General features: G+C 59.3%; 17 protein-coding genes. 6 read left to right on the top strand and 11 right to left on the bottom strand.

Going from position 1 to position 23,154, the window contains the following annotated elements:
• Positions 1–137 precede the first annotated feature (137 nt).
• Positions 138–3,362, bottom strand: a complete 3,225-nt coding sequence (carB, locus tag MWL89_RS08770; RefSeq protein WP_244385754.1) for a carbamoyl-phosphate synthase large subunit — start codon at positions 3,360–3,362, stop codon at positions 138–140.
• A gap of 2 nt (positions 3,363–3,364) precedes the next feature.
• The gene (gene carA, locus MWL89_RS08775) at positions 3,365–4,738 is read right to left on the bottom strand and encodes a glutamine-hydrolyzing carbamoyl-phosphate synthase small subunit (protein WP_244385755.1); all 1,374 of its coding nucleotides are present in this window, start codon (positions 4,736–4,738) and stop codon (positions 3,365–3,367) included.
• Between the two features lie 465 nt (positions 4,739–5,203).
• Here carA and MWL89_RS08780 point away from each other — a divergent pair, with 465 nt between their 5' ends.
• On the top strand, positions 5,204–6,091 hold the full coding sequence (locus MWL89_RS08780) for a proline iminopeptidase-family hydrolase (protein WP_102378040.1): 888 nt from the start codon (positions 5,204–5,206) through the stop codon (positions 6,089–6,091).
• An 86-nt stretch (positions 6,092–6,177) separates the two neighbouring features.
• Here MWL89_RS08780 and MWL89_RS08785 read toward each other — a convergent pair whose 3' ends face one another.
• Positions 6,178–7,770, bottom strand: a complete 1,593-nt coding sequence (locus tag MWL89_RS08785) for a helix-turn-helix transcriptional regulator (RefSeq protein WP_244385756.1) — start codon at positions 7,768–7,770, stop codon at positions 6,178–6,180.
• Positions 7,771–7,948: 178 nt separating this feature from the next.
• Here MWL89_RS08785 and MWL89_RS08790 point away from each other — a divergent pair, with 178 nt between their 5' ends.
• From MWL89_RS08790 to MWL89_RS08800, 3 genes are all read left to right on the top strand, one after another.
• Positions 7,949–10,213, top strand: a complete 2,265-nt coding sequence (locus MWL89_RS08790) for a molybdopterin-containing oxidoreductase family protein (protein WP_244385757.1) — start codon at positions 7,949–7,951, stop codon at positions 10,211–10,213.
• A gap of 30 nt (positions 10,214–10,243) precedes the next feature.
• Positions 10,244–10,879 (top strand): 4Fe-4S dicluster domain-containing protein, encoded by a 636-nt coding sequence (locus MWL89_RS08795; protein WP_102378037.1) that lies wholly within the window; start codon positions 10,244–10,246, stop codon positions 10,877–10,879.
• Between the two features lie 115 nt (positions 10,880–10,994).
• Positions 10,995–11,681 carry a TorD/DmsD family molecular chaperone gene (locus MWL89_RS08800; RefSeq protein WP_102378036.1) on the top strand — a complete coding sequence of 229 codons (687 nt, stop codon included), beginning with the start codon at positions 10,995–10,997 and terminating at the stop codon, positions 11,679–11,681.
• Positions 11,682–11,757: 76 nt separating this feature from the next.
• Here MWL89_RS08800 and MWL89_RS08805 read toward each other — a convergent pair whose 3' ends face one another.
• The 3 genes from MWL89_RS08805 to pyrR are packed head-to-tail and all read right to left on the bottom strand — an operon-like array spanning position 11,758 to position 14,568.
• A complete protein-coding gene (locus MWL89_RS08805) occupies positions 11,758–13,050 on the bottom strand; it encodes a dihydroorotase (RefSeq protein ID WP_244385758.1) in 1,293 nt (430 codons plus the stop codon).
• Positions 13,034–13,978 (bottom strand): aspartate carbamoyltransferase catalytic subunit, encoded by a 945-nt coding sequence (locus tag MWL89_RS08810; protein WP_244385759.1) that lies wholly within the window; start codon positions 13,976–13,978, stop codon positions 13,034–13,036. The genes MWL89_RS08805 and MWL89_RS08810 overlap by 17 nt, the downstream gene beginning before the upstream one ends.
• 2 nt (positions 13,979–13,980) lie before the next feature.
• Positions 13,981–14,568 carry a bifunctional pyr operon transcriptional regulator/uracil phosphoribosyltransferase PyrR gene (pyrR, locus tag MWL89_RS08815; protein WP_102378033.1) on the bottom strand — a complete coding sequence of 196 codons (588 nt, stop codon included), beginning with the start codon at positions 14,566–14,568 and terminating at the stop codon, positions 13,981–13,983.
• A gap of 440 nt (positions 14,569–15,008) precedes the next feature.
• Here pyrR and MWL89_RS08820 point away from each other — a divergent pair, with 440 nt between their 5' ends.
• Positions 15,009–16,418, top strand: coding sequence for a GGDEF domain-containing protein (locus MWL89_RS08820; protein WP_146040595.1), 1,410 nt, complete (start codon positions 15,009–15,011; stop codon positions 16,416–16,418).
• Here MWL89_RS08820 and MWL89_RS08825 read toward each other — a convergent pair.
• The 4 genes from MWL89_RS08825 to MWL89_RS08840 form a co-directional block, all read right to left on the bottom strand.
• Entirely contained in the window at positions 16,410–17,774 is a 1,365-nt protein-coding gene (locus MWL89_RS08825) for an APC family permease (RefSeq protein WP_244385760.1), read from the bottom strand. The genes MWL89_RS08820 and MWL89_RS08825 overlap by 9 nt on opposite strands.
• Before the next feature lie 174 nt (positions 17,775–17,948).
• On the bottom strand, positions 17,949–19,040 hold the full coding sequence (locus tag MWL89_RS08830) for a KamA family radical SAM protein (RefSeq protein ID WP_244385761.1): 1,092 nt from the start codon (positions 19,038–19,040) through the stop codon (positions 17,949–17,951).
• Positions 19,041–19,428: 388 nt separating this feature from the next.
• Positions 19,429–20,742: a serine/threonine protein kinase gene (locus MWL89_RS08835; RefSeq protein WP_102378030.1), complete on the bottom strand. Its 1,314-nt coding sequence runs from the start codon at positions 20,740–20,742 to the stop codon at positions 19,429–19,431.
• 9 nt (positions 20,743–20,751) lie between these two features.
• Positions 20,752–21,171, bottom strand: a complete 420-nt coding sequence (locus tag MWL89_RS08840; protein ID WP_102378029.1) for a transcriptional regulator — start codon at positions 21,169–21,171, stop codon at positions 20,752–20,754.
• Positions 21,172–21,457: 286 nt separating this feature from the next.
• Between MWL89_RS08840 and MWL89_RS08845 the strand changes: the two genes are divergently transcribed.
• Positions 21,458–22,012, top strand: a complete 555-nt coding sequence (locus tag MWL89_RS08845) for a DUF3558 domain-containing protein (RefSeq protein ID WP_244385762.1) — start codon at positions 21,458–21,460, stop codon at positions 22,010–22,012.
• Positions 22,013–22,110: 98 nt separating this feature from the next.
• Here the strand turns inward: MWL89_RS08845 and MWL89_RS08850 are convergent, their stop codons facing one another.
• Positions 22,111–22,962 (bottom strand): aldo/keto reductase, encoded by an 852-nt coding sequence (locus MWL89_RS08850; RefSeq protein ID WP_244385763.1) that lies wholly within the window; start codon positions 22,960–22,962, stop codon positions 22,111–22,113.
• Positions 22,963–23,154: the final 192 nt, after the last annotated feature.

A 23,154-nucleotide genomic window follows, 5' to 3' on the forward strand; every position in this document is an offset into this window, starting at 1 on the left:
GGATCGAACCGTCCGCGAAATCGATGCAGCAGCGCGGCCGCCCGTATACGCCGAAGGAGCCCGCCCCCGAGGGTCCGAGCTCCTTCAGTACGCGAATCAAGCCGCTACGACGCGTGCGCCCGCAGCGCTCGCCTTTTTTAATCCCATTGAGGAAGATCCTGCAGCGCGACGATGTCGAGACCGTCGGCGCGGGACACCTCCATGCCGGTCACCATAGCCTGCGCGCCGGCCAGGTTCGTCACCTGGGTGATGCCGTGCTTGACGGCCTCGAGGCGCAGCTCGTAGCCGTCGGCGCGCGTCGCGTGGCCGAACGGGGTGTTGATCATAAGGGATATCTCGCCGTTGGCGATAAGATCGCTCACGTTGGGCTCGCCCTCGTGGATCTTCTTCACTTCCTCGCACTCGACGCCCGCGGCCCGAAGCGCACGCGCGGTGCCGCCCGTGGCGACCACCTTGAAGCCGAGGCGCACGATGTCGCGCGCGATCGAAACGATGGAGCGCTTGTCGCGGTCGCACACGCTGATGAACACGGTGCCGCCTTCGGGCAGCGCGTAGCTGATGGCCAGCTGGGTCTTTGCGAACGCGACCGGGAAGTTGCGGGCGATGCCCATGACCTCGCCGGTGGACTTCATCTCGGGGCCGAGCACCGTATCGGCGCCCGGGAACCGGCCGAACGGCATGACCGCTTCCTTCACGCTGAAGTGCTCGAGGCGGCGATCGTCGGGCGGCAGGCCCAAGTCCGCGATCTTCTCGCCCGCCATGATGCGCGCGGCGAGCTTGGCGAGCGGCACGCCGGTGGCCTTCGAGGTGAACGGCACGGTGCGGCTCGCCCTCGGGTTCGCTTCGATCACGTAGATGACCTGATCCTTGATGGCGAACTGTATGTTGATGAGGCCGACGACGCCTAGGCGCAGCGCAAGACGGCGCGCAATCGAGCGCAACTGGTCCTGAACGGCCTCCGAGAGCGCGAACGGAGGCGTGCAGCAGGCGGAATCGCCCGAGTGGATGCCCGCCATCTCGATGTGCTCGAGCACGCCGCCCACGTACACCCGCTCGCCATCGCAAAGCGCATCGAGGTCGACTTCCACCGCGCCCTCGAGGAACCGGTCGAGGTACACCGGGTGGTCGGGCGAGATCTTGGCGGCCTCGGCCATGTACTTCTCGAGCTGGGCGCCGTCGTAGACGATGGCCATACCGCGCCCGCCGAGCACATAGCTCGGGCGCACGAGCAGCGGGAAACCGATCTGGTCGGCAACCGTGCAGGCCTCTTCGAACGTGGAGGCCATACCCGCAGCCGGATACGTGATCGACAGCTCGTCGAGGATCGCCGCGAAGCGGTCGCGGTCCTCGGCGAGGTCGATCGCCTCAGGACTCGTTCCCATGATGGGCACGCCCGCATCGGCGAGCGCGTTGGCGAGCTTCAGCGGCGTCTGGCCGCCGAGCGTGACGACAACGCCGTCGGGCTGCTCGACGTCGACGATGTCCATGACGTCCTCGAACGTGAGCGGCTCGAAGTAGAGTTTGTCGGACGTATCGTAGTCGGTCGAAACCGTTTCGGGATTGCAGTTCACCATGATGGTTTCGAACCCGGCTTCGTGAAGCGCGTAGCTTGCGTGCACGCAGCAGTAGTCGAACTCGATGCCCTGCCCGATGCGGTTCGGCCCCGCGCCCAAGATCATGGCGCGCCGTTTGGTCTTGGGCGCAACCTCGGTCTCATCGGCATCGTAGGTCTTGTAGTGGTAAGCGGTCGTACTCGGGAACTCGGCGGCGCAGGTGTCGACGGTCTTGAACGCCGGCTTCACGCCGAGCATCTTACGGCACGTGCGCACGGTCGTCTCGTCGGATCCGGTCAGATGCGCGATCTGCACGTCCGAGAGTCCCATGCGCTTGAGCACCCGAAACGCGTCGGCGTCGAGCTCGTCGAGGTGCACGCCCCGCAGGTTCTCTTCAACGCGCACGATGTCGGCCATGCGGGAGACGAAGAACGGATCGATGCCCGTAGCCCCGCTCACCTGCTCGACCGTCCATCCGCGCCTGAGCGCTTCGGCCATGTAGAAGATGCGATCCTGCGTGGGCCTGCCCACGAGGTCGCTGAAATCGTCCTCGTCGAGAATTTCGAGACACTTGCCGTCGGCGTTGAGGCCCGCGCGCCCGTTCTCGAGCGAACGCATGGCCTTGCCGAGCGCCTCCTCGAACGTGCGCCCGATGCTCATGATCTCGCCGACCGCCTTCATGCGGGTCGACAGCGTATCGTCGGTGCCCTGGAACTTCTCGAACGCGAAGCGCGGCACCTTGACCACGCAGTAGTCGATGGAGGGTTCGAAGCATGCGGGGGTGGCCTTCGTGATGTCGTTCACGATCTCGTCGAGCGTGTAGCCGACGGCCAGCTTCGCAGCGGCCTTGGCGATGGGAAATCCCGTCGCCTTCGAGGCGAGCGCCGAGGAGCGCGACACGCGCGGATTCATCTCGATGACGATCATGCGGCCGTTTTCGGGATTGACGGCGAACTGCACGTTCGAACCGCCCGTCTCGACGCCGATCTTCTCGAGGATGGCAAGCGATGCCGCCCTCATGCGCTGGTATTCGACGTCGGAAAGCGTCTGCGCGGGAGCGACCGTGATCGAATCGCCCGTGTGCACGCCCATGGCGTCGAAGTTCTCGATGGAGCACACGATGATGCCGTTGCCGGCGTGGTCGCGCATGACCTCCATCTCGAATTCCTTCCAGCCCTCGATGCTCTCCTCGACGAGCACCTCGCCCGCGGGGGAAAGCTCGAGGCCCTGCCCCACGATGGCAACGAGTTCGTCGCGGTCGTGGGCTATGCCGCCGCCGGCGCCGCCGAGCGTGAACGAGGGGCGCAGCACAACCGGATATCCGAGCGTATCGACGATCGATTCCGCATCGGAGATCGAGTAGGCGTATCCCGACCGCGCCGTCTCGATGCCGAGTTCGGCCATGCAGTCGTTGAAGAGCTTGCGGTCCTCGCCGCGCTCGATGGCCGCAAGGTCGCAGCCGATCATCTCGACGTCGTATTTATCGAGCACGCCCGACCGGGCGAGATCGACCGCCGTGTTGAGGCCCGTCTGCCCGCCGAGGGTGGGCAGAAGCGCATCGGGCCGCTCTTTCTCGATGACCTTCTCGACGAACTCGGGCGTGATGGGCTCGACATAGGTACGGTCGGCAAGACCCGGGTCGGTCATGATGGTGGCCGGATTCGAGTTGACGAGAACCACCCGGTACCCATCGGATTTGAGCACTTTGCAGGCCTGGGCTCCCGAATAATCGAACTCGCAGGCCTGGCCGATGACGATGGGACCCGAACCGATGACGAGAATCGTCTTGATGTCTTCGCGCTTCGGCATGCCTACCGCCCCCCTTCCGTCATCGCCGGCTTCACTTCGATTGTCTCGGTTACGTCGCCGAACGTCCAGCCTGCAAGACGGTCCGCCGCAATATCGATATCGAGGTAGTCGTCGCGCCCGTCCATGAGGCGCCCGAACGCCGTGAAAAGGTAGTGGGCGTCGGTGGGCCCGGGTGAAGCCTCGGGATGGTACTGCACCGAGAAAGCGGGTATGTCCAGAAGCGCGATGCCCTCGGCAGTACCGTCGTTGAGATTCACGTGCGTAAGCCGGATGCGGCCGAACTTCTCGTTCTGGACGACGGGCGCAATGCGCGAGCGCGCCCAGAAGCGCAGATCCTCTTCGTGGCCTTTGAACCCGCCCGAAAGCTCGGGCACGAGGGTGCCGAGGCTCGGGAACAAAAGCCCGAACCCGTGGTTCTGCGCGGTTATCTCGACGCGGCCCGTCAAAAGGTTCATAACCGGATGGTTGCCGCCGCGGTGGCCGAATTTGAGCTTCTCGATCTCGGCGCCGGCTGCTTTGCATATCATCTGGTGCCCGAGGCATATTCCGAAGACAGGCACTTTGCCCAATAGTTTTTCAACCTGCGTGTACGTCCCCTCAACGGCTTCGGGGTCGCCCGGTCCGTTCGACAGGAACACGCCGTCGGGATCCATGGCGAGCACCTCTTCTGCGGGCGTATCCCACGGCACCGCCACAACCGAGCAGCCTGCGCGCAGGAGGTTCTCGAGAATGGAGCGCTTCGCCCCGCAGTCGTATGCCACGACCTTATGGCGACGCTCGCCGGCGGAAGTCACGGCGAACGCCTGTCTTTCCGGAAGGTCGTCGAATTCGTAGGTCTTCTCGCACGATACGGTGGCCGCAAGGTTTAGACCCACGATCGATTCGCTCGCACGAACCTTCGCAAGCAAGCTCGCCTCGTCGGTGTCGAGCGTTGAGAGCACGGCTCGCTGGGCGCCGTGATCGCGAACGTGGCGTACGAGCGCGCGGGTATCGACGCCTTCGATGGCTACGACGTTTTTCTCGCGCAGGTAGTCGGGCAGGCTCTTCGTGCTACGCCAGTTCGAAGGCGTCGTGCAGAGGTCGCGCACCACAAGGCCCCGCAGCGCCGGCTTTTCGGACTGCGCATCCTGCACGTTCACACCGTAATTGCCGATCTGGGGATAGGTCATCGTGATAATCTGACCCGCGTACGAGGGGTCGGTGATCACCTCGAGATACCCTTCGAGCGAGGTGTTGAAGCATATCTCGCCGAACACCTCCCCGTCGGCCGCACATGACGAGCCCCGAAACACTGCCCCGTCTTCCAAGACGAGCAACGCCGATACTCCGCACGGCTTCGAGGTCCCCCGTAGCAACCGTTCGCTCATTTCACTCAAAATGCTTCCTTCCGTTCGGGCACCCTGCCTATAAAAAAACGCCCATGGGACGCGGGCGCATGAATGCATCATAGGTTGTGGTGCGCGCCTTGTCGGTCTCTCTGAACCGCCCTTAAAGGTCGTGGGTAAGTATACTCCTATCGTGCGTATCGATAAGCAGAAATGCAATTTTTACAGGTATTCGCACAGTTTTATGCAAAATTAAGATTCGAGCGGCAATCCGGGGCTCTCGCGCAGCCCGCACACTCGGCGTCCCGCCGAGCCGAGCGCATCGGCATGACGTGTGCGGCCGCCCTAAATCCCTCCCCCTAGCGGATGAAACGAGTCCGTACATTGCAAAATCTGACCCATTCGCCCATACTTTCACGGAGGAAGACACATCCCGCCCGACACCGGCCGCGCAAGCGCAGCGCCTGTCTTGCGGATGCCCGTCCATACCGAACCATCCGATCGAGAGGAGCTTTCATGGCAAAGATTCGCGAAGAGTACGTGGACTTCAAGGGCTTCAAAACCTATTGCAAGATCGTTGGGGAAAACGACCCGGGCAAAAAAACGCTGCTCGTGCTGCACGGCGGCCCCGGCGATTGCCACAACTACCTTCTGACCTATGCCGATCTGGCCGACAAGTACGGGCGCCAGGTGGTGTTCTACGATCAGATCGGATGCGGGAAATCCATGATTCCCCATCAGGACGACGATTTCTACAACTACGATCTGTGGGTCGACGAGTTCTACGCCGTCCGCGAGGCGCTCGGGCTCGACGATATCCACCTGTTCGGCAACTCATGGGGCGGCATGCTCGGCATGCTCTGCATGATGAAAGACGATACCGGCGTGAATTCGTTCGTCATCAACTCCTCCCCCGTGCGCATCGCCACGTGGCTTTCCGAGGCAAACCGCCTGATCAAATACATGCCCGAGGAGATGCAGCAGGCCATCGCCGAAGCGGAGCGCACCGGCGATTACGAAACGCCCGCAGCCAAAGCCGCCTACGACGAGTACTACAAGCGTCACGTTGTGGGCCTCTACGAGAAGGACTACCCCGATTTCATCCAGGCCTCGTTCGACGGCGTGGGCGAGTGCTACATGATCATGCAGGGCGCAAGCGAGTTCGTTGTCACGGGCAAGATGAAAGATTGGGATATCCGCGAAGAGGTAAAGAACATCAAGGTGCCGTGTATGGCCCTTTCGGGCACCGATGACGAGGGTACTCCGCTCGTCATCAAGGAGGGAGTCGACCTCATCCCCAATTGCGAATGGACGCTCATCCAAGGTGCGCCGCATATCGCCAACGTCACGCATCCCGAGGAATGCCTCACCGCCGTTGAGAATTTCATCAGCCGCTTCGAATAACCTCCCGCAGGCTCCGAATAGGCTCTCGGCACATATACGCAATCCTTCAAGGGCGCTCCTTCGGGATGCGCCCTTTTTTCTGCCGGTCATCGCCCCGGGGTCTTTTTCCGGAGAAACGCAGAACCCCGCTGGCCGTCAGAAAGCCTCTGATCCTTGTCAATACCGATTTCCGCTTCGATTTTATCGATCAGCTCTTGCTGAGAGTGAACCTCGAGCTTTCTGTACAAACTGCGGCAGTGCGTTTTCACCGTATCCTTGGTCACGCAGAGCCTTTCGGCGATAAACGACATGTTGCGGCCACGGGCGAGCAGCACGAGCACGTCTCGCTCGCGTTCGGTGAGACGGTACCGTCGAGCCACCGCTTCGCAGGCAACCTTGAATGCGCTTGGGCGATCCGTCTCGTTGGGGCGAACGCCGCCCCAATCGCTCCACAGCCGATCGTTGGTCGCAATAAGCAAGCTCGCGAGCATGAGAAGAAAAATGGCCATCGTGCAGAAATCGGCCCGCGAAAGATGCTCGAACCCCACCACCATGCTCGACAGGAAGCCGAGAAGCTGACCGGATATGAGCGCAAGCCCCGATCGGGCGAACACCGTCACACGATCGCCTTTCTTCATCCGTACCAGATACGAGCACAGGGCCCACGTTGTAACCACAACATAATAGTACCCAGCAATGTAAACCACTTCTCCAGCAGTAAAATTGACACCCGACGCATGGCTTACCACTTCGGTAAGCCGAAACCCCGTATCGGAGGCAAGAATCAAAAACCCTACCGCCATGAGAGGGAACCCCACCACGTAAATGAGTTTGCGGAAGTTCAGCCGCAGCACGCTCGTACCCAACAAAACAATACCAGCCGCCAAAGCGACACCGAAGATGCTCATCAGACCATAAAAGTCCTCAACCGACACGAGGGGAAAGAACGTATTGAGAAAACGCAACGGACAATACGGATCTTCGCATTGCTCGAGCACGATGGTGCTGTAGAGCAGATGGAGAAGCCCGAAGGCCATCCCTTGGACAAGCACGGTAACGTAAAAATGCCATGCACCCGAATGCCCCGGTTCGACGATGCCCTCGCTTTCCGCAGCATCAACCTCCCACCCCGACAAACGACAGGCGAACACCGCGCCCGCCGAAGCAAAGGGCAGAAACGATAGCAGCGTCGTCGCCAAGCTCGTTTCGAACTGGTAGAGAACAGCCGCTAGGGAAAACGATACGAGAAGCGATACGCTCGACACCTTCAGAAGCTTTCGCGGGCCGAGGTCCCCCACGATCGACCCCCATTGCACGAAAAGCCACGCGGCAAGCGCCCCGACAACTACGATTTCAGCATACTCGCTGCCAAGCGTTTCCGTCCCGCTCAATTTGGGTACGTAGGAGACTGCGGCATAGGCCGCCAGCAGCGCCACCGTTATCCTGCTTTCAACGAGACGTCTTCCTCCCGCCGACACCCTTTTCGCCAAAACCAAGACAACGAGAAACGAGAGGGTCGCACTTGCCAGAACGAGCGACCAATACAGCGCATGCCCGGGATTCTCGACTCCCTGATGTACGGGAATATTGGGATTCTGCATAACCGACCAGAACCAGCAGAAAAACAACCCGAGCCCGGCGCATAGCCCAACCGACCGCGCACTGGACCTCGCCACCTTCACCTTGATCCTCTTGTCCATTTCCCTCCCATCGCACTGCCTCCTTGCGCCTATTGTACCCGCGCCCGGGGTGAGAGCCACCCCGAGGTGAAATATTCATCTACCACCGTTGGGGTGAAGCTTTGCCATTCCGCTCGGCGCACACTGCTGGCAAGCTCTGCGGCGAATCCGCCGAGCACGAACCACAAGGAGGAGGAACATGGAACTGAACCGCCGGAGTTTTCTGAAACTGTCAGCCGCCTGCGCGGGAATAACCGCATTGAGCGCTACCGGATGCGCGCCCCAGACGCTTGAGGAAAAGGGCGAAGGCACCGAGGCGCCGAAGCCGTCCGAGTCGCCCATAACCGAAATACGCACGACTTGCGGCAACTGCCATAACGACTGCGGAGTAATCATCAACATCCAGGATGGCGTTATCGCGTCGATCGAAGGCGATCCTGACCATCCATTCAATCAGGGTGCGCTCTGCCCGAAAGGCCAAGCGTTCGTCGACGTCGTCTATTCGCCCGATCGCTTGAAATATCCCATGATACGGGTGGGTGAACGCGGAAGCAACGACTGGAAACGCGTCAGCTGGGATGAGGCGTACGCCTTCATCGGAGAAAAGCTGACCGCAATCAAAGACCAGTACGGCGCACAAACGCTTCTCTACACCAACGGCGCACCCGTACAGAACATCGTCCGCAATGCGTTCTGCGAATTCTATGCGCGGTACGGCACCAATAACATGGTTGGCGCACCGAACCTGTGCTTCGTCCCACGCCTTGTCGCGCTCAAGAGCACCTACGGTTTTCGTGATGAAGAAGACTACAACAACACCGACCTCATCATCTGCTGGGGCGGCAATCCCTTCGCATCGCTTCGCCCCGGTGCCTACATGTGCTATGAAAAGCACGGCAACGCTTCGCCCATTCTCGACGCAAAAGAGCGAGGGGCAAAACTCATCGTCATCGACCCCATCTTTACGGAAACGGCTGCAAAAGCCGACCAGTTCATCCCCATCAAACCTTCAACAGACGGCGCTCTGGCAAACGCCATGGCCAATGTGATCATTTCCGAAGATCTCTACGATCATGATTTCGTCGAAACGTGGTGCCATGGTTTCGACGAGTACAAGATGTGCATCGAGCAGTGCACCCCCGAGTGGGCCGAAGGCATCACCGATGTGCCGGCGGACACCATTCGCGAACTGGCGCGACTGTACGCAACAACCGAAAAAGCCGCCTTGCACGAAGGAAACAGCCTCGCATTGCACAGCAATTGCGTGCAGGCGGTCCGCTCGATCGGATGCCTGCGCGCCATTTGCGGAAAGCTCGACAAAGAAGGCTGCAATGTATGCTTCCCCACGGTGGTCGGACATCCCGTCGCAGTTGAAAATGGTAATCCGACGGGCATGAAAACCACGGTTACCGCCGATGCGGTGAATGTGAACTCAAAACGATACCCAATGTTTCTGAACGGATTGCCCGGCGCGCTCGATGCCATTGAAACGGGCGACCCCTATACGCCGCGCGGTCTCATGGGCTACCACACCAACACCATCATGGCCCAAGGCGATTATCACCGCAACCTCGACTTGCTGAAAACGCTCGACTTCATTTGCTATACCGAAATTTTCATGACCGAAACGTGCCAACAGCTCGCCGATATCGTCCTTCCCGACGTAACGTGGGCGGAACGGTACGACTACCGCACCTATCCCTCTGAAAAAGGAGCCGTCATCGCGCTTCGCCAACCGGCAATCGAGTCCTTGCACGAATGTAAAACCCCTTACACAATGGAGATCGAACTCGCTCGTTTTATGGGAATGGACGAGGGCTATCCCTGGACTACCGATGAGGAGTTCATCGAATACGCACTCAGTCCGAGCGGCCTAACCCTGGCTGACTATCAAGACAATCCGGTTCAAATCGTGGGGACACATGAGTATCGCAAATACGAAACGGGCGGTTTGCGCCCCGATGGCGAGCCTGGATTCGACACGCCGAACGGAAAAGTTCTTCTCTACAACATCCCCTTCGAGAAAAACGGTTACGACCCCTTGCCCAATTACGTTCCGGGATTCGGCACGCCCGAGGGAAGTCCCGAGCTAGCCGAAAAATACCCTCTCGTGGGAACGAATCGGCGCACCGTTCACTACGTGCACTACAAGTACCGCAACAACCCCTATCTGCTCGAAAACCATCCCGAGCCTGAACTGAGTTTGAACCCCGCCGACGCCGAAGCGCGAAGCCTCAGAGACGGAGACGCCGTAAAGGCCTTCTCCCACCGCGGGGAAGCATATTTCACCCTGCGCGTTTCGGAGAGGGTCAAACCCGGCGTTGCATGGGTCGACGGCGGCTGGGGCAACCCGTGGGACAAGCCCGACAGCAACATGAACGCGCTTGTCGACAACGTTGCACGCGACCCTATTTCCCAATCCCCCGATATCTCATCGTTTCTCATGGAAGTTGCAAAAGCATAACGTCTTCGAGCAAAGCAAGGAGTTGATCTCATGGCTCGTTTAGGAATGGTCATCAATTTGGATCGGTGCATCGGCTGCCACGCCTGCTCCGTCGGATGCGCAGTGTCTCGCGGCCTACCCGCCGACGATCGCTGGTCCCATGTCAAAGAATTCTCATCTGGAACATTTCCCGATCTGGAAATAACGTATCTTCCCACGCTCTGCATGCAGTGCGAAAAACCTCTCTGCATGGCGGTCTGTCCAACCGGTGCAACGAAAATAGACGAAGACGGCATCGTCACGGTAGATGCAGACGAATGCATCGGATGCGGCTCATGCGAGACCGCATGCCCATACGGAGCACGCACCGTTATCGACAGCGTTGACTCCAATCACGGGGAAGCGGGGCCGACCGAACACGAAGCGCACCACTTCGTCGCCCACAAAGTCGGCGTAGCCGAAAAATGCACGTTCTGCGCCGACCGCAGATCGCTCGGTGAGGAGCCCCTCTGCGTAAAGACCTGCGTAGCGGATGCCCGCGTTTTCGGCGATCTTGACGACGAGTCTTCAGAGGTATCCAAGCTCGCAGCCCAGGGAAAGGCTCTCCTTGAATCGGAAGGCACCATCCCCGCAGTCTATTACCTCTACAGCGGCAAGAACGATCTGGACGAAGTTTTTTCCTCGTAAAGCAAGGCAGGCCGCCGGCCTGGCGTAAAGCCGGCGGCCTGCCGCGTAATCGCACGTTCGACGAGCACAAGATTGCAGCACCGATGCGGGCGGGCGAAAGCGAAAGGAGTACATCATGGAGAGTCTTACCAGGCGGAGTCCGAACCCGGCATCCAGCGACAATGAAAACACCTTCACCGAGCTTTCATGCGAACGAGCAGCCGTATACGGATTGCTCGCCCGGCTATGCCGAGAAGAGATAGACCGCGCAACCTTCGACGAGCTGAAGCGCTTCCAAAATCAATCGCCGCGAAACGACGATGCCATAGGCAGAGGCCTTGAGCTTATCGGTTCGTACGTCAACGCTGAAAACGAATGCGAAAACGATCGGCTGACCGAGCTGGCCGTCGACTTCGCACGCGTTTTCATTGGGCATGGAACAGATGGCCATTCAGCCGCATATCCGTACGAATCGGTGTATACGTCGGACAAGAGGCTCATAATGCAACAAGCACGTAAGGATGTTGCGGGGATATACGCTTCATACGGGGTCAAAACGCGATCCTCTTGGGGAGAAGGCGAAGACCACCTTGCTACCGAACTGGAGTTCATGCAAATCCTCTGCCTGAAAACGGATGGGAGCGCAGAAGCCTTCATCAAGCAGAAAGACTTCCTCGACGCGCACCTCATGAATTGGGTTCCCCTTATGGCAAACGATATAAGGCGCTTCGCCAGAACGGACTTCTATCGCGGATTCGCCTATATGCTCGAAGGATTTCTCTTCCTCGACGATGAATTCTTAGCCGACGCTGCGGCCGCTTAAACCCCTCGTCCGAAAAGCACAACGGGTCGAGGCGGCAAGCGTCCTCGACCCGTTGCAAAAATCAGGCTCAGGCCTCTTATTCGACGATTGCACCGTCTTCCAGGGTTGCGTAGCCGCCCACGAACACGTCGGTCGCACGCCCCTTGAGTTCTTCGCCGATGAATCCGGAATTGGTGGCTTTCGAGAGGAAGTCCGCAGCATCCACCGTCCATTCGACCTCGGGATCGATGACCGTCAGGTCGGCCGTGCTCCCTGGCTCGATCGCCACGCGCTCGACGCGCAGGATCGCCCGCGGGTTCACGCTCATAAGCTCGATGGCGCGCTCCCAAGAAAGATGCCCGGGATCCACGAGGTTCGTCAGCATGAGCGCAAGCGAAGTCTCGAGGCCGATCATGCCGAACGGCGCGATCTCGAACTCGCAGTTCTTTTCCCAAGCAGTATGCGGCGCATGGTCGGTAACGATGGCGTCGACGGTGCCGTCGACTACGCCGTCGATAAGCGCGTTGCAGTCCTCGGGCGTGCGCAGCGGCGGGTTCACCTTGAGGAAGGTGTTGTAATCGTCGCCGATGGACCATTCGTTCAAGAAGAGATGATGCGGCGTTACCTCGCAGGTAACCGGCAGGCCCTCCTCTTTCGCGGCGCGCACCAGATCGAGGCCCCGAGCCGTGGTCAGGTGCTGGATGTGCAGCGGGCAGCCCGTCAGACGGCAGAGCGCGATGTCGCGGGCGATCTGAAGCTCCTCGCCCTCGGCAGGCCAACCGAGCATGCCGAGGCGCGTGGAGGCGATGCCCTCGTTCACCTGGCCGTCGCCGACAAGGGCCTCGTCCTGGCAGTGGCTCATGATCACGCGGTCGAACATGCTGCCGTAATCCATAACGCGGCGCATCATGCCCGCGTCCTGCACGCCGCGGCCGTCGTCGGTGAAGGCGACGGCGCCGTGCGCCACCATATCGCCCATCTCGGAGAGCGTCTCCCCTTTGAGCCCCTGGCTGCAGGCGCCCGCCACGTGTACGCGGCATTTTCCAACCGCGCTTGCGCGAGCCTGGATGAACTCGACGGCGGTCGCGTTGTCGGTCACGGGCTTCGTATTGGGCATGCAGCAGACCGCGGTGAACCCGCCATGGGCCGCAGCCCTCGTGCCGCTCGCGATGTCCTCTTTCTGCTCGAATCCGGGCTCGCGCAGATGAACGTGCATATCGACCAGGCCCGGGACGACGATTTTGCCCGACAGATCCCTTTCGATGCCCTTCTCGATGGACAGGCCTTGGCCGACCTCGACGATCTTCCCGTCGCGGATCGCGATATCGGCAACTTCGTTCAACCCGACCTGCGGGTCGATCACATGGGCGTTCTTAAGCAGTAAGGCCATCTTCGCTCCCTCCCAGAAGTAGATACATCTCGGCCATGCGGGTGAGAATGCCCGCGTAGACCTGATCGAGGATAACCGACCGGTTCGGATGGTCGGCCATGTAGCTGTCGAGCTCTACGCCGCGGTTGATCGGGCCCGGATGGCAGATGAGCGCGTCGGGCTTCATGAGCGGCTCGCGGTCCTTGGTGAGGCCGAAGAGCTGGTTGTACTCGCGCAGGCTCGGATACGGCGCGCCTTCGAGGCGTTCGCGTTGGATGCGCAGCATGTAGACCACGTCGAGCTCGGGCAACGCCTCATCGAAGTTAGAGGTCACATGATCCGCACCGAGCACGTCGGGGCGTGCGGGCATGAGCGTAGGAGGAGCGATGACGGTCACCTCGCAGCCCATGATCTTGAGCGCGGGGATGAGCGATCCGCACACGCGCGAATGCCCGATATCGCCTACGACGCCAACCTTGAGACCGGCAAGATCGCCCTTCTTCTCCCAGATTGAGTACAGGTCCAAAAGCGCCTGGGTGGGATGCTGGTGCTTGCCGTCGCCCGCGTCGATCACGTGCGCGCCCGACACGTCGGCGATGAGCCGCGGCACGCCCGCATGCTTATCGCGCACGATGACCATGTCGATCTTGTAGGAGCAGAGCGTCTCCACCGTGTCGACGAGGCTCTCGCCCTTGACCGCCGAGGTGGACGATCCGCCGAAGTTCAGGCTGTCGCACGAAAGGCGCTTCTCGGCGATCTCGAACGACGAGCGCGTGCGGGTGGAAGGCTCGTTGAACATGTTCACGACCGTGAAGCCCTTGAGCGTGGGGACCTTTTTAATCTTTCGCTCGTTGACCTCGCGGAACTTCACGGCGGTTTCGAGGACGAGCATGATGTCATCGGCGGAATACTCCGTGATGTCGATAAGATGCCTATGGTTGAACGCCACGGTTATTCACCTCCCAGCGGTGCGGAACCCGCGCGGCCGCCCGCCTCGATATCCAGTATTTCGACAGCCGACACGCCGTCGACTTCCTCGAGGAACAGACGCACGTTCTCATCGGACGACGAGGGAACGTTCTTGCCGACGAAATCGGCGCGGATCGGCAGCTCGCGGTGACCGCGGTCGACGAGCACGGCGAGCTGAACGGTTGCCGGGCGACCGAGGTCCATAATGGCGTCGAGCGCTGCGCGGATCGTACGGCCGGTATAGAGGACGTCGTCAACGAGGATGATGTCCTTGCCGTCGATGTTGAATAGGATGTCGGTTGCGTGCACTTCGGGGGAAAGGTGGGTCAGGAAGTCATCGCGGTAGAAGCTGATGTCGAGCTTTCCGAGCGGCACCTTCGCGCCCTCGATCTCCTCGATCTTCTCGGCGAGCTTCTTGGCGAGAAGATCGCCGCGAGTCACGATGCCCACGATCGCGATGTTGCCCGCTCCCCTGTTGTGCTCGAGGATCTGATGCGCGATGCGCGTAAGCGATCGCTCGATCTCCTCCGCATCCATGCACACGGATTTGACGTTGTCGTTGTCGTTCATACACACTCCTTTTCTTTCTTCGAGTGCGTACAGACGGACCAGGTGGCTCTCGTCGAATCCCCGCCCTAGCCGCGAGGCTTCTCGCCTGCCTGTGCCGAGGCAAAAAAAACGCCTTTGCAACAGACAAAGGCTTCCGAGTTGCTGACTGCGTATGTGGGTAGGTGCAGCTTGCAAGCCTTGTCGGTCTCTCTGTACCGCTTTTAAAGGACTGCAGCGCAGTATATGCGCTTTCGACTTGCTTTGTAACCCCTTTATGCAAGTTTCTCGGAAAAATATGCAGAGCGATCGAATAGAACACGGCAGGCAAAGCCGCGACGGCTACTGCCCGCCGCGATCTTGCGAAGGCGATCACCTCGTGATACAGTCAACGCATTCAATCAATCGGACAGTCAACCACCTGCTCGTCCGACGTTATTCCCGTGATCGACAAGGCGATGCCGATGATTCAAAGAAGAAGCGCTCCCCCAGCCAACAGCTCGCCTGCGTTCTACCAGCTGCTGGTACGCGTCGTTCAGGTGGCAGACGAGAACATCGACAGTGCCGCTTTGTCTACCGTGCTTGCCGACATCAGAGATCACTTCGGCTTCGACAGCGCATTCGTTTACGAACACGAGCCATCGGGACGCCTCACGCTTCAGGAGAGTGCCAGCACCTCCGGCCGCACGAACCTGCCGGAAAGCTTCACGCTCGACTCGGTGTTTACAGCCGACCAGACAGCTCAACTCGTCGATTTTCCCGTTCTCTACACCGACGCGCCCGGTTCCGCCGAAACCGACACAACCTGCCGTATAAGGGAGCTATTCGCCTCGGAAAGCATGTTCATCGTGTTCATCAGCGACGACGTCCAAGCGATCGTCGCGTGCGTGGGGATGGCGGACACGCGACGTCACGAACCGCCTGAAGATGACGAGCTCGATCAGGCGAACATGCTTTTCAAGCCGCTCGCGGAACGAGCTCGGCTGCGCGTTTACAAACGTAAGCTCGGCTACGCTGTCACAACGCTCGAAAGCATCATGGACCACATCGGGTTCGACATCTACGTAAACGACTTCGACACGCACGAAATGCTCTACGCCAACAAGTCCATGGCGAAGCCCTACGGAGGATGGGAGAACATGCGGGGCAAAACCTGCTTCGAAGCGCTCTACAGCGGGCAAAGCGACGAATGCACGTATTGCCCGAAAAAGCATCTGATCGACGAACAGGGAAACCCGAGCAAAACGTACTCGTGGGATTACCAACGCCCTTTCGACGGAAAATGGTTTCGCGTTATCAGCACGGCGTTTACGTGGACGGACGGCAGACTCGCCCATGTCATTTCAAGCACCGACATCAACGAGGCAAAAAACAACGAGCTGCTCATCAAGCGCATGGCGTACTGCGACATGCTGACAGGAATGCCCAATCGTAGAAAATTCGAAGAAGACATGGAAAACGCTCTCTCCAACGCCCAAGCGCGCGATGAAGGCATAGCCATCATGTTCATGGATCTCGACGGATTCAAACAAGTTAACGATGTCTACGGACACAACGGGGGCGATTACCTGCTCAAGCACGTTGCAGATATGTTCCTGGAAAACGCGCTCACCGCCGACCGCTGCTACCGGTACGGAGGCGACGAGTTCATATTCCTATTCGAGAACACGTCGCCAACTCGCGCGTGCGAATACCGCGAAGCCATCCTCGGAACACTCGGACGACCGTTCGTCCTCAACGATAAGGAGATCGCCTGCAAAGGAAGCGTCGGCATAGCTCACTACCCCGAAGACGGTACGAGCTATTGGCAGCTTTTAGACAAAGCAGACGAAGCTATGTACCGCGACAAGGAGCAACGAAAGCAATCACGCTAACGTCACCTCCCTCTTCAGCACCTTGCGCATGACCAGATAGTAGACGATGCCGATCGCCACCCACGAAATGCCGAGCAGCTTCGCCGGCATGCTCAAACTCACCCACGTATAAGCGATTACAGCAAAGCCGATCAGCGGCGATATCAGATGCGCGAATACCTTTCCGTCGCGCTTTTTGATGAAGAAGTGCCAGATGACGGTTACATGCAGTACCAGAAAGGCCGTGAGCGCCCCAAAGTTCACGAACAGCGATATCGTATCGGTGCCGAACCTTCCCAACGCGAGAACGAGCACGAGCGATACCGCGCCCACGAACAGCGTCGCCACGTAGGGCGTTTTATACTTAGGATGAATCTTCGAGAGCACGCGAGGCAGATTGCCGTCGCGCCCCATGGCGAACAAAATCCGCGAAATGGCCGTCTGCGCGGCCAACGCGGTAAAGATGCCCCACGAGAGAGCGGTCGCCAGCGCGCAGGTAATCGAAAGCGCCTTTCCTCCCGCAATGCCCGCTACGATGTAAAACGCATTATCCGTATCATGGGCAAACGCCGCGCCATCGGGGCTGATGCATCCGGCAATGTAGGTCTGCACCGCGAACAGGGTGCCCACGATCGCAAGCGACACCATCATCGCGCGGCCGGGACCCCTGCGTGCATCCTTCGCTTCTTCGGCGAGCGTTGCGATACCATCGAATCCGAGAAACGAGAGCACGCCCAAAGACACGGCGCTCATGACGAGGTTCGGATCGAACGTCGACGCGTTGAACACCGGGTCGAGCGAAAATCCCTTCGAAGACGGGTCGGCCATGATCCAATGAACTCCGAGGACCGCAAACACGGCAAGGCAGAGTATCTCAAGCACCAGCGCGATGCGGTTCACCATCGACGCCGTCTCTATGCCGCGTACGTTCACCAACGTGTTCGCGACCACGAAGACGATGCCGAAGGCCCATGCGGGAACTTCGGGGACGATGCCGTGAAGCGCCGCCGACGACACCACGTAGAGCAGCACGGGGCTTAAGATGTAATCGAGCATCAGCGCCCACCCCGTCAGAAAACCCACCGCAGGCCCGATCGCCCTGCTTGCATATGCGTAAACCGAGCCCGAAACAGGGTATTCCCTTCCCAGCGAGGCATACGAAAGCGCCGTAAACGCCATAGCGCAGGTGCCGACGATATAGACAAGCGTGGGCATGCCTCCCGACTCGGTGAAAATGCCGCCGTAAATGCCGAACGGGGCAATGGGGACCATGAAAATGAGTCCGTACACAACCATATCGGGAACCGACATGATCTGCCTGAGCTTGGGTTTGCCCGCTTGCCCGCCGCTCGCTTTTTCCAACGTCTTGGTTTTCATAGCACCAGCCTCCTACTGCGGCAGAGCCTTTCGCAGTCTCGGTGGCTTGCCCGTGCTTACTGTACCTCTCGGGAAAGCGGCAATCGAGCGATGTCACGCATTGCTTGTTAAGCCGTTATTGTTTTGTAGGTTCTTGGATAAACGCTCGCGGGAATCGCCGGCCTTCGTCCCGTCCTATTCGAACCACGCTTGGTCGTCCGCAACCTCGCGAGCGAACACCCGCCCGAGGTTTCTGCGGTCCTTGGCTTCGTGGTACTTGAACACCATCGACCCGTCGCCGAGCTCGCCGAGGATCTCGATCTTTCCCGTCACATGGGACATGCAGTACCGAAACGACTTCCCGATGCCGTTCTGCATCGCCTTCGCACCCTCGACGATGCGGCAGCCCTCCTTCAGAGGAACCTGGAATTGGTTCTTCACGCCCGTGACGGGGCGGCATTGGAACACGTAGTACGGTTCGGCGCCGATGGACGTCAGCTTCTGGAGCAGGCTTCCGAGCACCTCGGGATCGTCGTTGACGCCGCGGAGCAGCACCGTCTGGTTTCGTACCGGGATACCGAGGTCGAGCACAGCGCGCACGGAGGCGGCCGCCTCGGGCGTCACTTCGCGCGGATGATCGAATTGGGTCACCATGAACAGCTGCTTTTTTTCCCGCGCCCGCCCGAGTACGTCGAGCAGGGCCCCGTCCGAGGTGATGCGCGACGGAAGCGTAACGGGAACGCGCGTCGCGATGCGGATGAAATCGAGATGAGGAATGGCGGTCAGCGTATCGAGGATGGCGGCGATGTGCTCGTTTGAGTTGAGCAGGGCGTCCCCGCCGCTGACAAGCACGTTGGTGATCTCGTCGTGCTCGCTCAGGTACGCGCCGATCGCTTCGAGATCGCGGGCGATGCCCTCGTCCGGAAGGCCGACGAGGCGCTTCCTGAAACAATGGCGGCAATACATGGCGCATTCGTTGGTCGAGAGCATCATCGCCGTCTCGCGGTACTTGTGCTGAAGGCCGTTGACCACCGTGTTATCCGCTTCGCCCGACGTGTCGAGACTGCCGGAAGGATCCGCTTCGAGAAGCGATGGAATCGCGAGCTTCCTGATCGGATCTTCCGGATCGTCGAAGTCGATGAGCGAGAGATAGTACCGGGGAACCGCCATGGGAGCCCTTTCGAGGATCTCGGCTATCCTCGCCCGTTCCGAATCGTCGTAACAGACGAACTCTTCCAGATCCTCAAGCGTCCTAACGCATTCCCTCATCTCGTTCTTCCACTTCAAAATGCATCTCCTTTGCCTCGCTTCGCGCTGCTTGAAGCAGCACGGCAGGTCGCCCGTCAATGTGTGCGCACAAGACCGTTATGCGGTGTACCACCGATGTGGTTGCGGATGTTTGCCCCGCTGTCGCCCGATGCGACAGCCATCCACGCGCGGGGCGGCGCCTGCGGACCGAGGGCCATATCGCTCTATGCTCCTCGGATAAAAATGAACTAGACTTCGAATAGCTATGGTAACACAATACTGTTATTTGGCGGTTTTTCGCCAGGCAAATGCTACAAAATTACGCAACTGTCTGCACAAACCTTAAAAATAGGTTTCAAATCCCAAACCATGCAACGGCTTATTGCCCACGTCAACAATAATGCAAAACCCGACAATCGAGAGCCGATCACAGAGCCGTGCAGGCGACGATGATGATAACCGCAAGCGCAAAACCGCCGAGAAGGATCAAGGCGTCTTTGGGAACCGTAAGCTTTCCCAAAGCGGGAACCATCTTCTTAAGAGGCCGTCTATCGGAAACGAAGTACGCGAGCGGAACGAAGAAGAAAACGAACAGGCTACCGTACAAAACAATCCGCTTGGCCAGCGGATACCCTGCGTATACCGCCGTCGGATCAGGCGATGCGATCAGCCCGACGGTAGCTGCGAGAAAAATGCACAGTACGAACAGCACCACGATATCCCAAGCGATTCCCAACCCCACAGGTATGCGGGAGAGAGGCCCGCCTGCTTGGCGTAGATGCGATCCGCCGGCACCAGGAGGCATGGAAGACCGAACCGATCCCGGAAACGCGATCGGCGGACTCTGGGGCGCTGCCGGAGCGCTCGGAAAATGCCCCGCACCCGCCGAGCCGCTCGCTTCGTTTCGGTATCGCGCGCCGCTCAGAACGTAGGCGGGTTCAGCCGTAGCGCGGTCGAACGCCGCGAGCAGCTCCGCAACCGTTTGGTACCGATCGACGGGATCGAGCTCGACGGCTTTCTGGATGATCATCCTCAGCACCTCGGGCACCGCCGGAGCGGCGAACGCATGGGCACGTGCTTTCGCATCGGGCGTTTTCTCGGTCAAGCAGAAGTACAAGAGCATCCCCAACGCGTACACGTCGCTGCGCACGTCGGTCTGCCCGAAGCCGAACTGCTCGGGAGGTGCATACGCCCGCGTTCCGAAATGCTTCGTATCGGCATCGGCGCCATCTTTGTACGTTCTCGTGATCCCGAAGTCGATGATCGTCAAGCTGTCGCGTGAGACCATGACGTTCGAAGGCTTCAGGTCGCGATGTATGAGGGGCGGGCTGAACGCGGCATGAAGTTCTTCGACCGCTTTGCAGAGCTTCGGAAACAGGTCGACGGCCAGCGCAACCGATGGGTCGCACCGATATACCACATCCTGCAACGTTTCCCCGTACACGTACTCCATGACAACGACCCGGTCCGATCCGGTCGAGTAGCACTCGGCCACCCGGGGAAGGTACGAGAATCTCCGGCCGTTCTTCTGAGCCTGAAATATGCATTCGTATGCCGAGCCGAGGCCGCTTTCCGCCTTGATGATCTTTCTCACATACGGACCCTGCTCCGACCCGTTGGCTCCGACGAAGTAAACCTTTTCGGTTCTCTCGTACGGACCCTCTTTCATAACGGTATCAACACGATAGCAATCATCGCGCTGCAGGGCATTCAGGTGTTCCGATAGCTCGTCGTAGGTCATGCGAGTATGTTAGCAGATGGTTTCTTCGCCGAAGCGGTAAAGCTCCTCATCGGTCTTTTGCAGCGAATAACCCTTGTCCAGGCAGAAGATGATGATCGCATCGCGCCTGTTCTTACAATACAGCTCGTTTGCCCCCGCCGCCTGCAGGAGGCGATTCGCCTCTTTGAGCGTAAGGCCCATGGCGAAGGCAAGCTGGAGGATCTTGTCTCGCGATGCGTTTCTCTGTCCCATGAATATCTGATACCCAAAGGTTTCGTTGATGCTCGCCTTTCGCACGACCTCCGATCGCACGAGCCCTTTCTCATCGAGAAGCTGCTGCAGGTATTCGGGCAAGCTTCGTTTGCCGATGTTGTTTTTCTCGGCGAACCGGAGGGGATCGGACGACTCAAGCAGCTCTTGGAGTAGTTCTTCTGTCAAAGGTTCTTTCATACGTCGCTTTCTTTTGCGAATCACCGGTTGCTCCATTGTAGCGATTCGGACCTCTGGGTACGAGTCCGATCGCCGTGCTTCGTTCAAGGGAAGAGTATCGCCCAGATTTATCAATGCTAGACAAAACCTAACCCCTTTTCATTAGCTGCCAGCTAATGGCCTCACCTCCTAAAACGCCTAAAATCCGCTTGCCTTTTCTTAGCTGGCAGCTAATGAATGAGACCGTCCGCTTCCCTATGATCGACACGTATCCCCAAACGGATCAAACAAGAGAGAGGAAACTCACGTGAAAGCAAAATCGAAACTGATCGCCTTGTGCGCAACTGTATGCATTACGGCATTGGCCCTTGCCGGCTGTTCGTCTTCGGGCGACAAGGAACCCGCTGACGGCGATGCAAACTCTTCGGGATCGAGCGCCCCGAAGAGCGAACCCGTCGCCGAACCCGAAGCGCCTGCCGAAATAACGTTTGACGTTCCGTTCGAGTTCGACGGACTCACCATCACATTCGGATCCGACGTTCAAGCTGCGACGCTCGAGAACCAGTTCAGCGATCTCGACGGAACGACGGTTGCCGCGATACCGATCTCCGTCACGAACAACTCGGACGAGACCAAGGGCCTCAACATGTTCTACTACAAAGCATTCGGCCCGAGCGGCACCGAGCTCGACGACGTATCGAGCTACTTTATGGAAGCCGATATCGCTTTCGCGGGCGACGCGCGCCCTGGTGCAACCATCGAGGCGACGCTCGACATCCCCTACGAGGGCAGCGGAGACTACTACATCGCATTCGACAATTTCAAGGAGAAGATCGAAGTCAAACTTCCGATTTCGCTATAACCTCTTTGCAGCGCCGGAAGCAATGGGCCCCCGATAATCGGGGGCCCATTGCGGTTGCCGCCGCAAGATGCAGTTCGACTTCGGCGAGCAGCTCGCTCTTAAAAATCAACCTCGTCGGGATCGAGGCCCGACATGCCGAACTGCTCGAGTTCGTTGATCTTGCGCATGTCGTCGGCGCCGATATCGAACCTGAACACATCTGCGTTCTCGCGAATGCGCTCGGGCGTCATCGATTTGGGCAGGGGCACCGCGCCGTTCTGCAAACACCAGCGAATGCAAAGCTGGGCTACCGTGCAATCGTAGCTGACCGCTATCTGCACGAGCCGGTCGTCGTCGAGCACGCGCCCCTGGCCGAGCGGCGACCACGCTTCCACGAGGATGCCGCTCAAATCGCAGAACTTCCGCGTTTCCTGCTGGGGAAACCCGGGGTGCATTTCGATCTGGTTCACCATCGGGTCGATCTCGCTCGCCTTCATAAGCGGCTCGAGATGGTGCGCCTTGAAATTGCTCACACCGATGGCGCGCACATAGCCTTCGCTGTAGAGCTTCTCGAGAGCGCGCCACGTATCGGCGTTCTCCTTCTGCCATTCCTCGTCGGACCCTTTGGCTGCGGGCCAATGGATGAGGTAGAGGTCGAGGTACTCGAGGCCGAGCTTCTTCAGCGACGCGTCGAACGCCGCAAGCGCGCTCTCGTAGCCCCGATCGCTCGCCCAGAGCTTGCTGGTGACGAAAAGTTCGCTGCGGTCGATCCCCGACTGCTTAAGGGCCTTCCCTACGCTCTCTTCGTTGCCGTAGGCTGCCGCCGTATCGAAATGGCGGTACCCCGCATCGAGCGCCACGTTGATGGCGTCGATGGCTTCTTGCCCCTCGGGCATCTTCCACGTGCCGAAACCCAAACAGGGTATCTCGTATCCGTTGCGCAAAACAAAGGTATCATGAGGGCCATTCATGGTTAATCTCCCTTCGGTAGTAAGTTCCTCTTCATCATAGGCACACGCCGCCCTCCCCTGCGAAACCGTCACGCGTTTGTAGCGCGATCTGCATAGGGCCGTTTATTTTGGCACTCTGGCGCGACTGACTTCGAGCCCCAGTCTCACGCATGAAAGAAAACGGGCGAACCGTTGGCTCGCCCGTTTTTTACT

This window comes from Raoultibacter timonensis (assembly GCF_022845715.1).
GTDB lineage: Bacteria > Actinomycetota > Coriobacteriia > Coriobacteriales > Eggerthellaceae > Raoultibacter > Raoultibacter timonensis.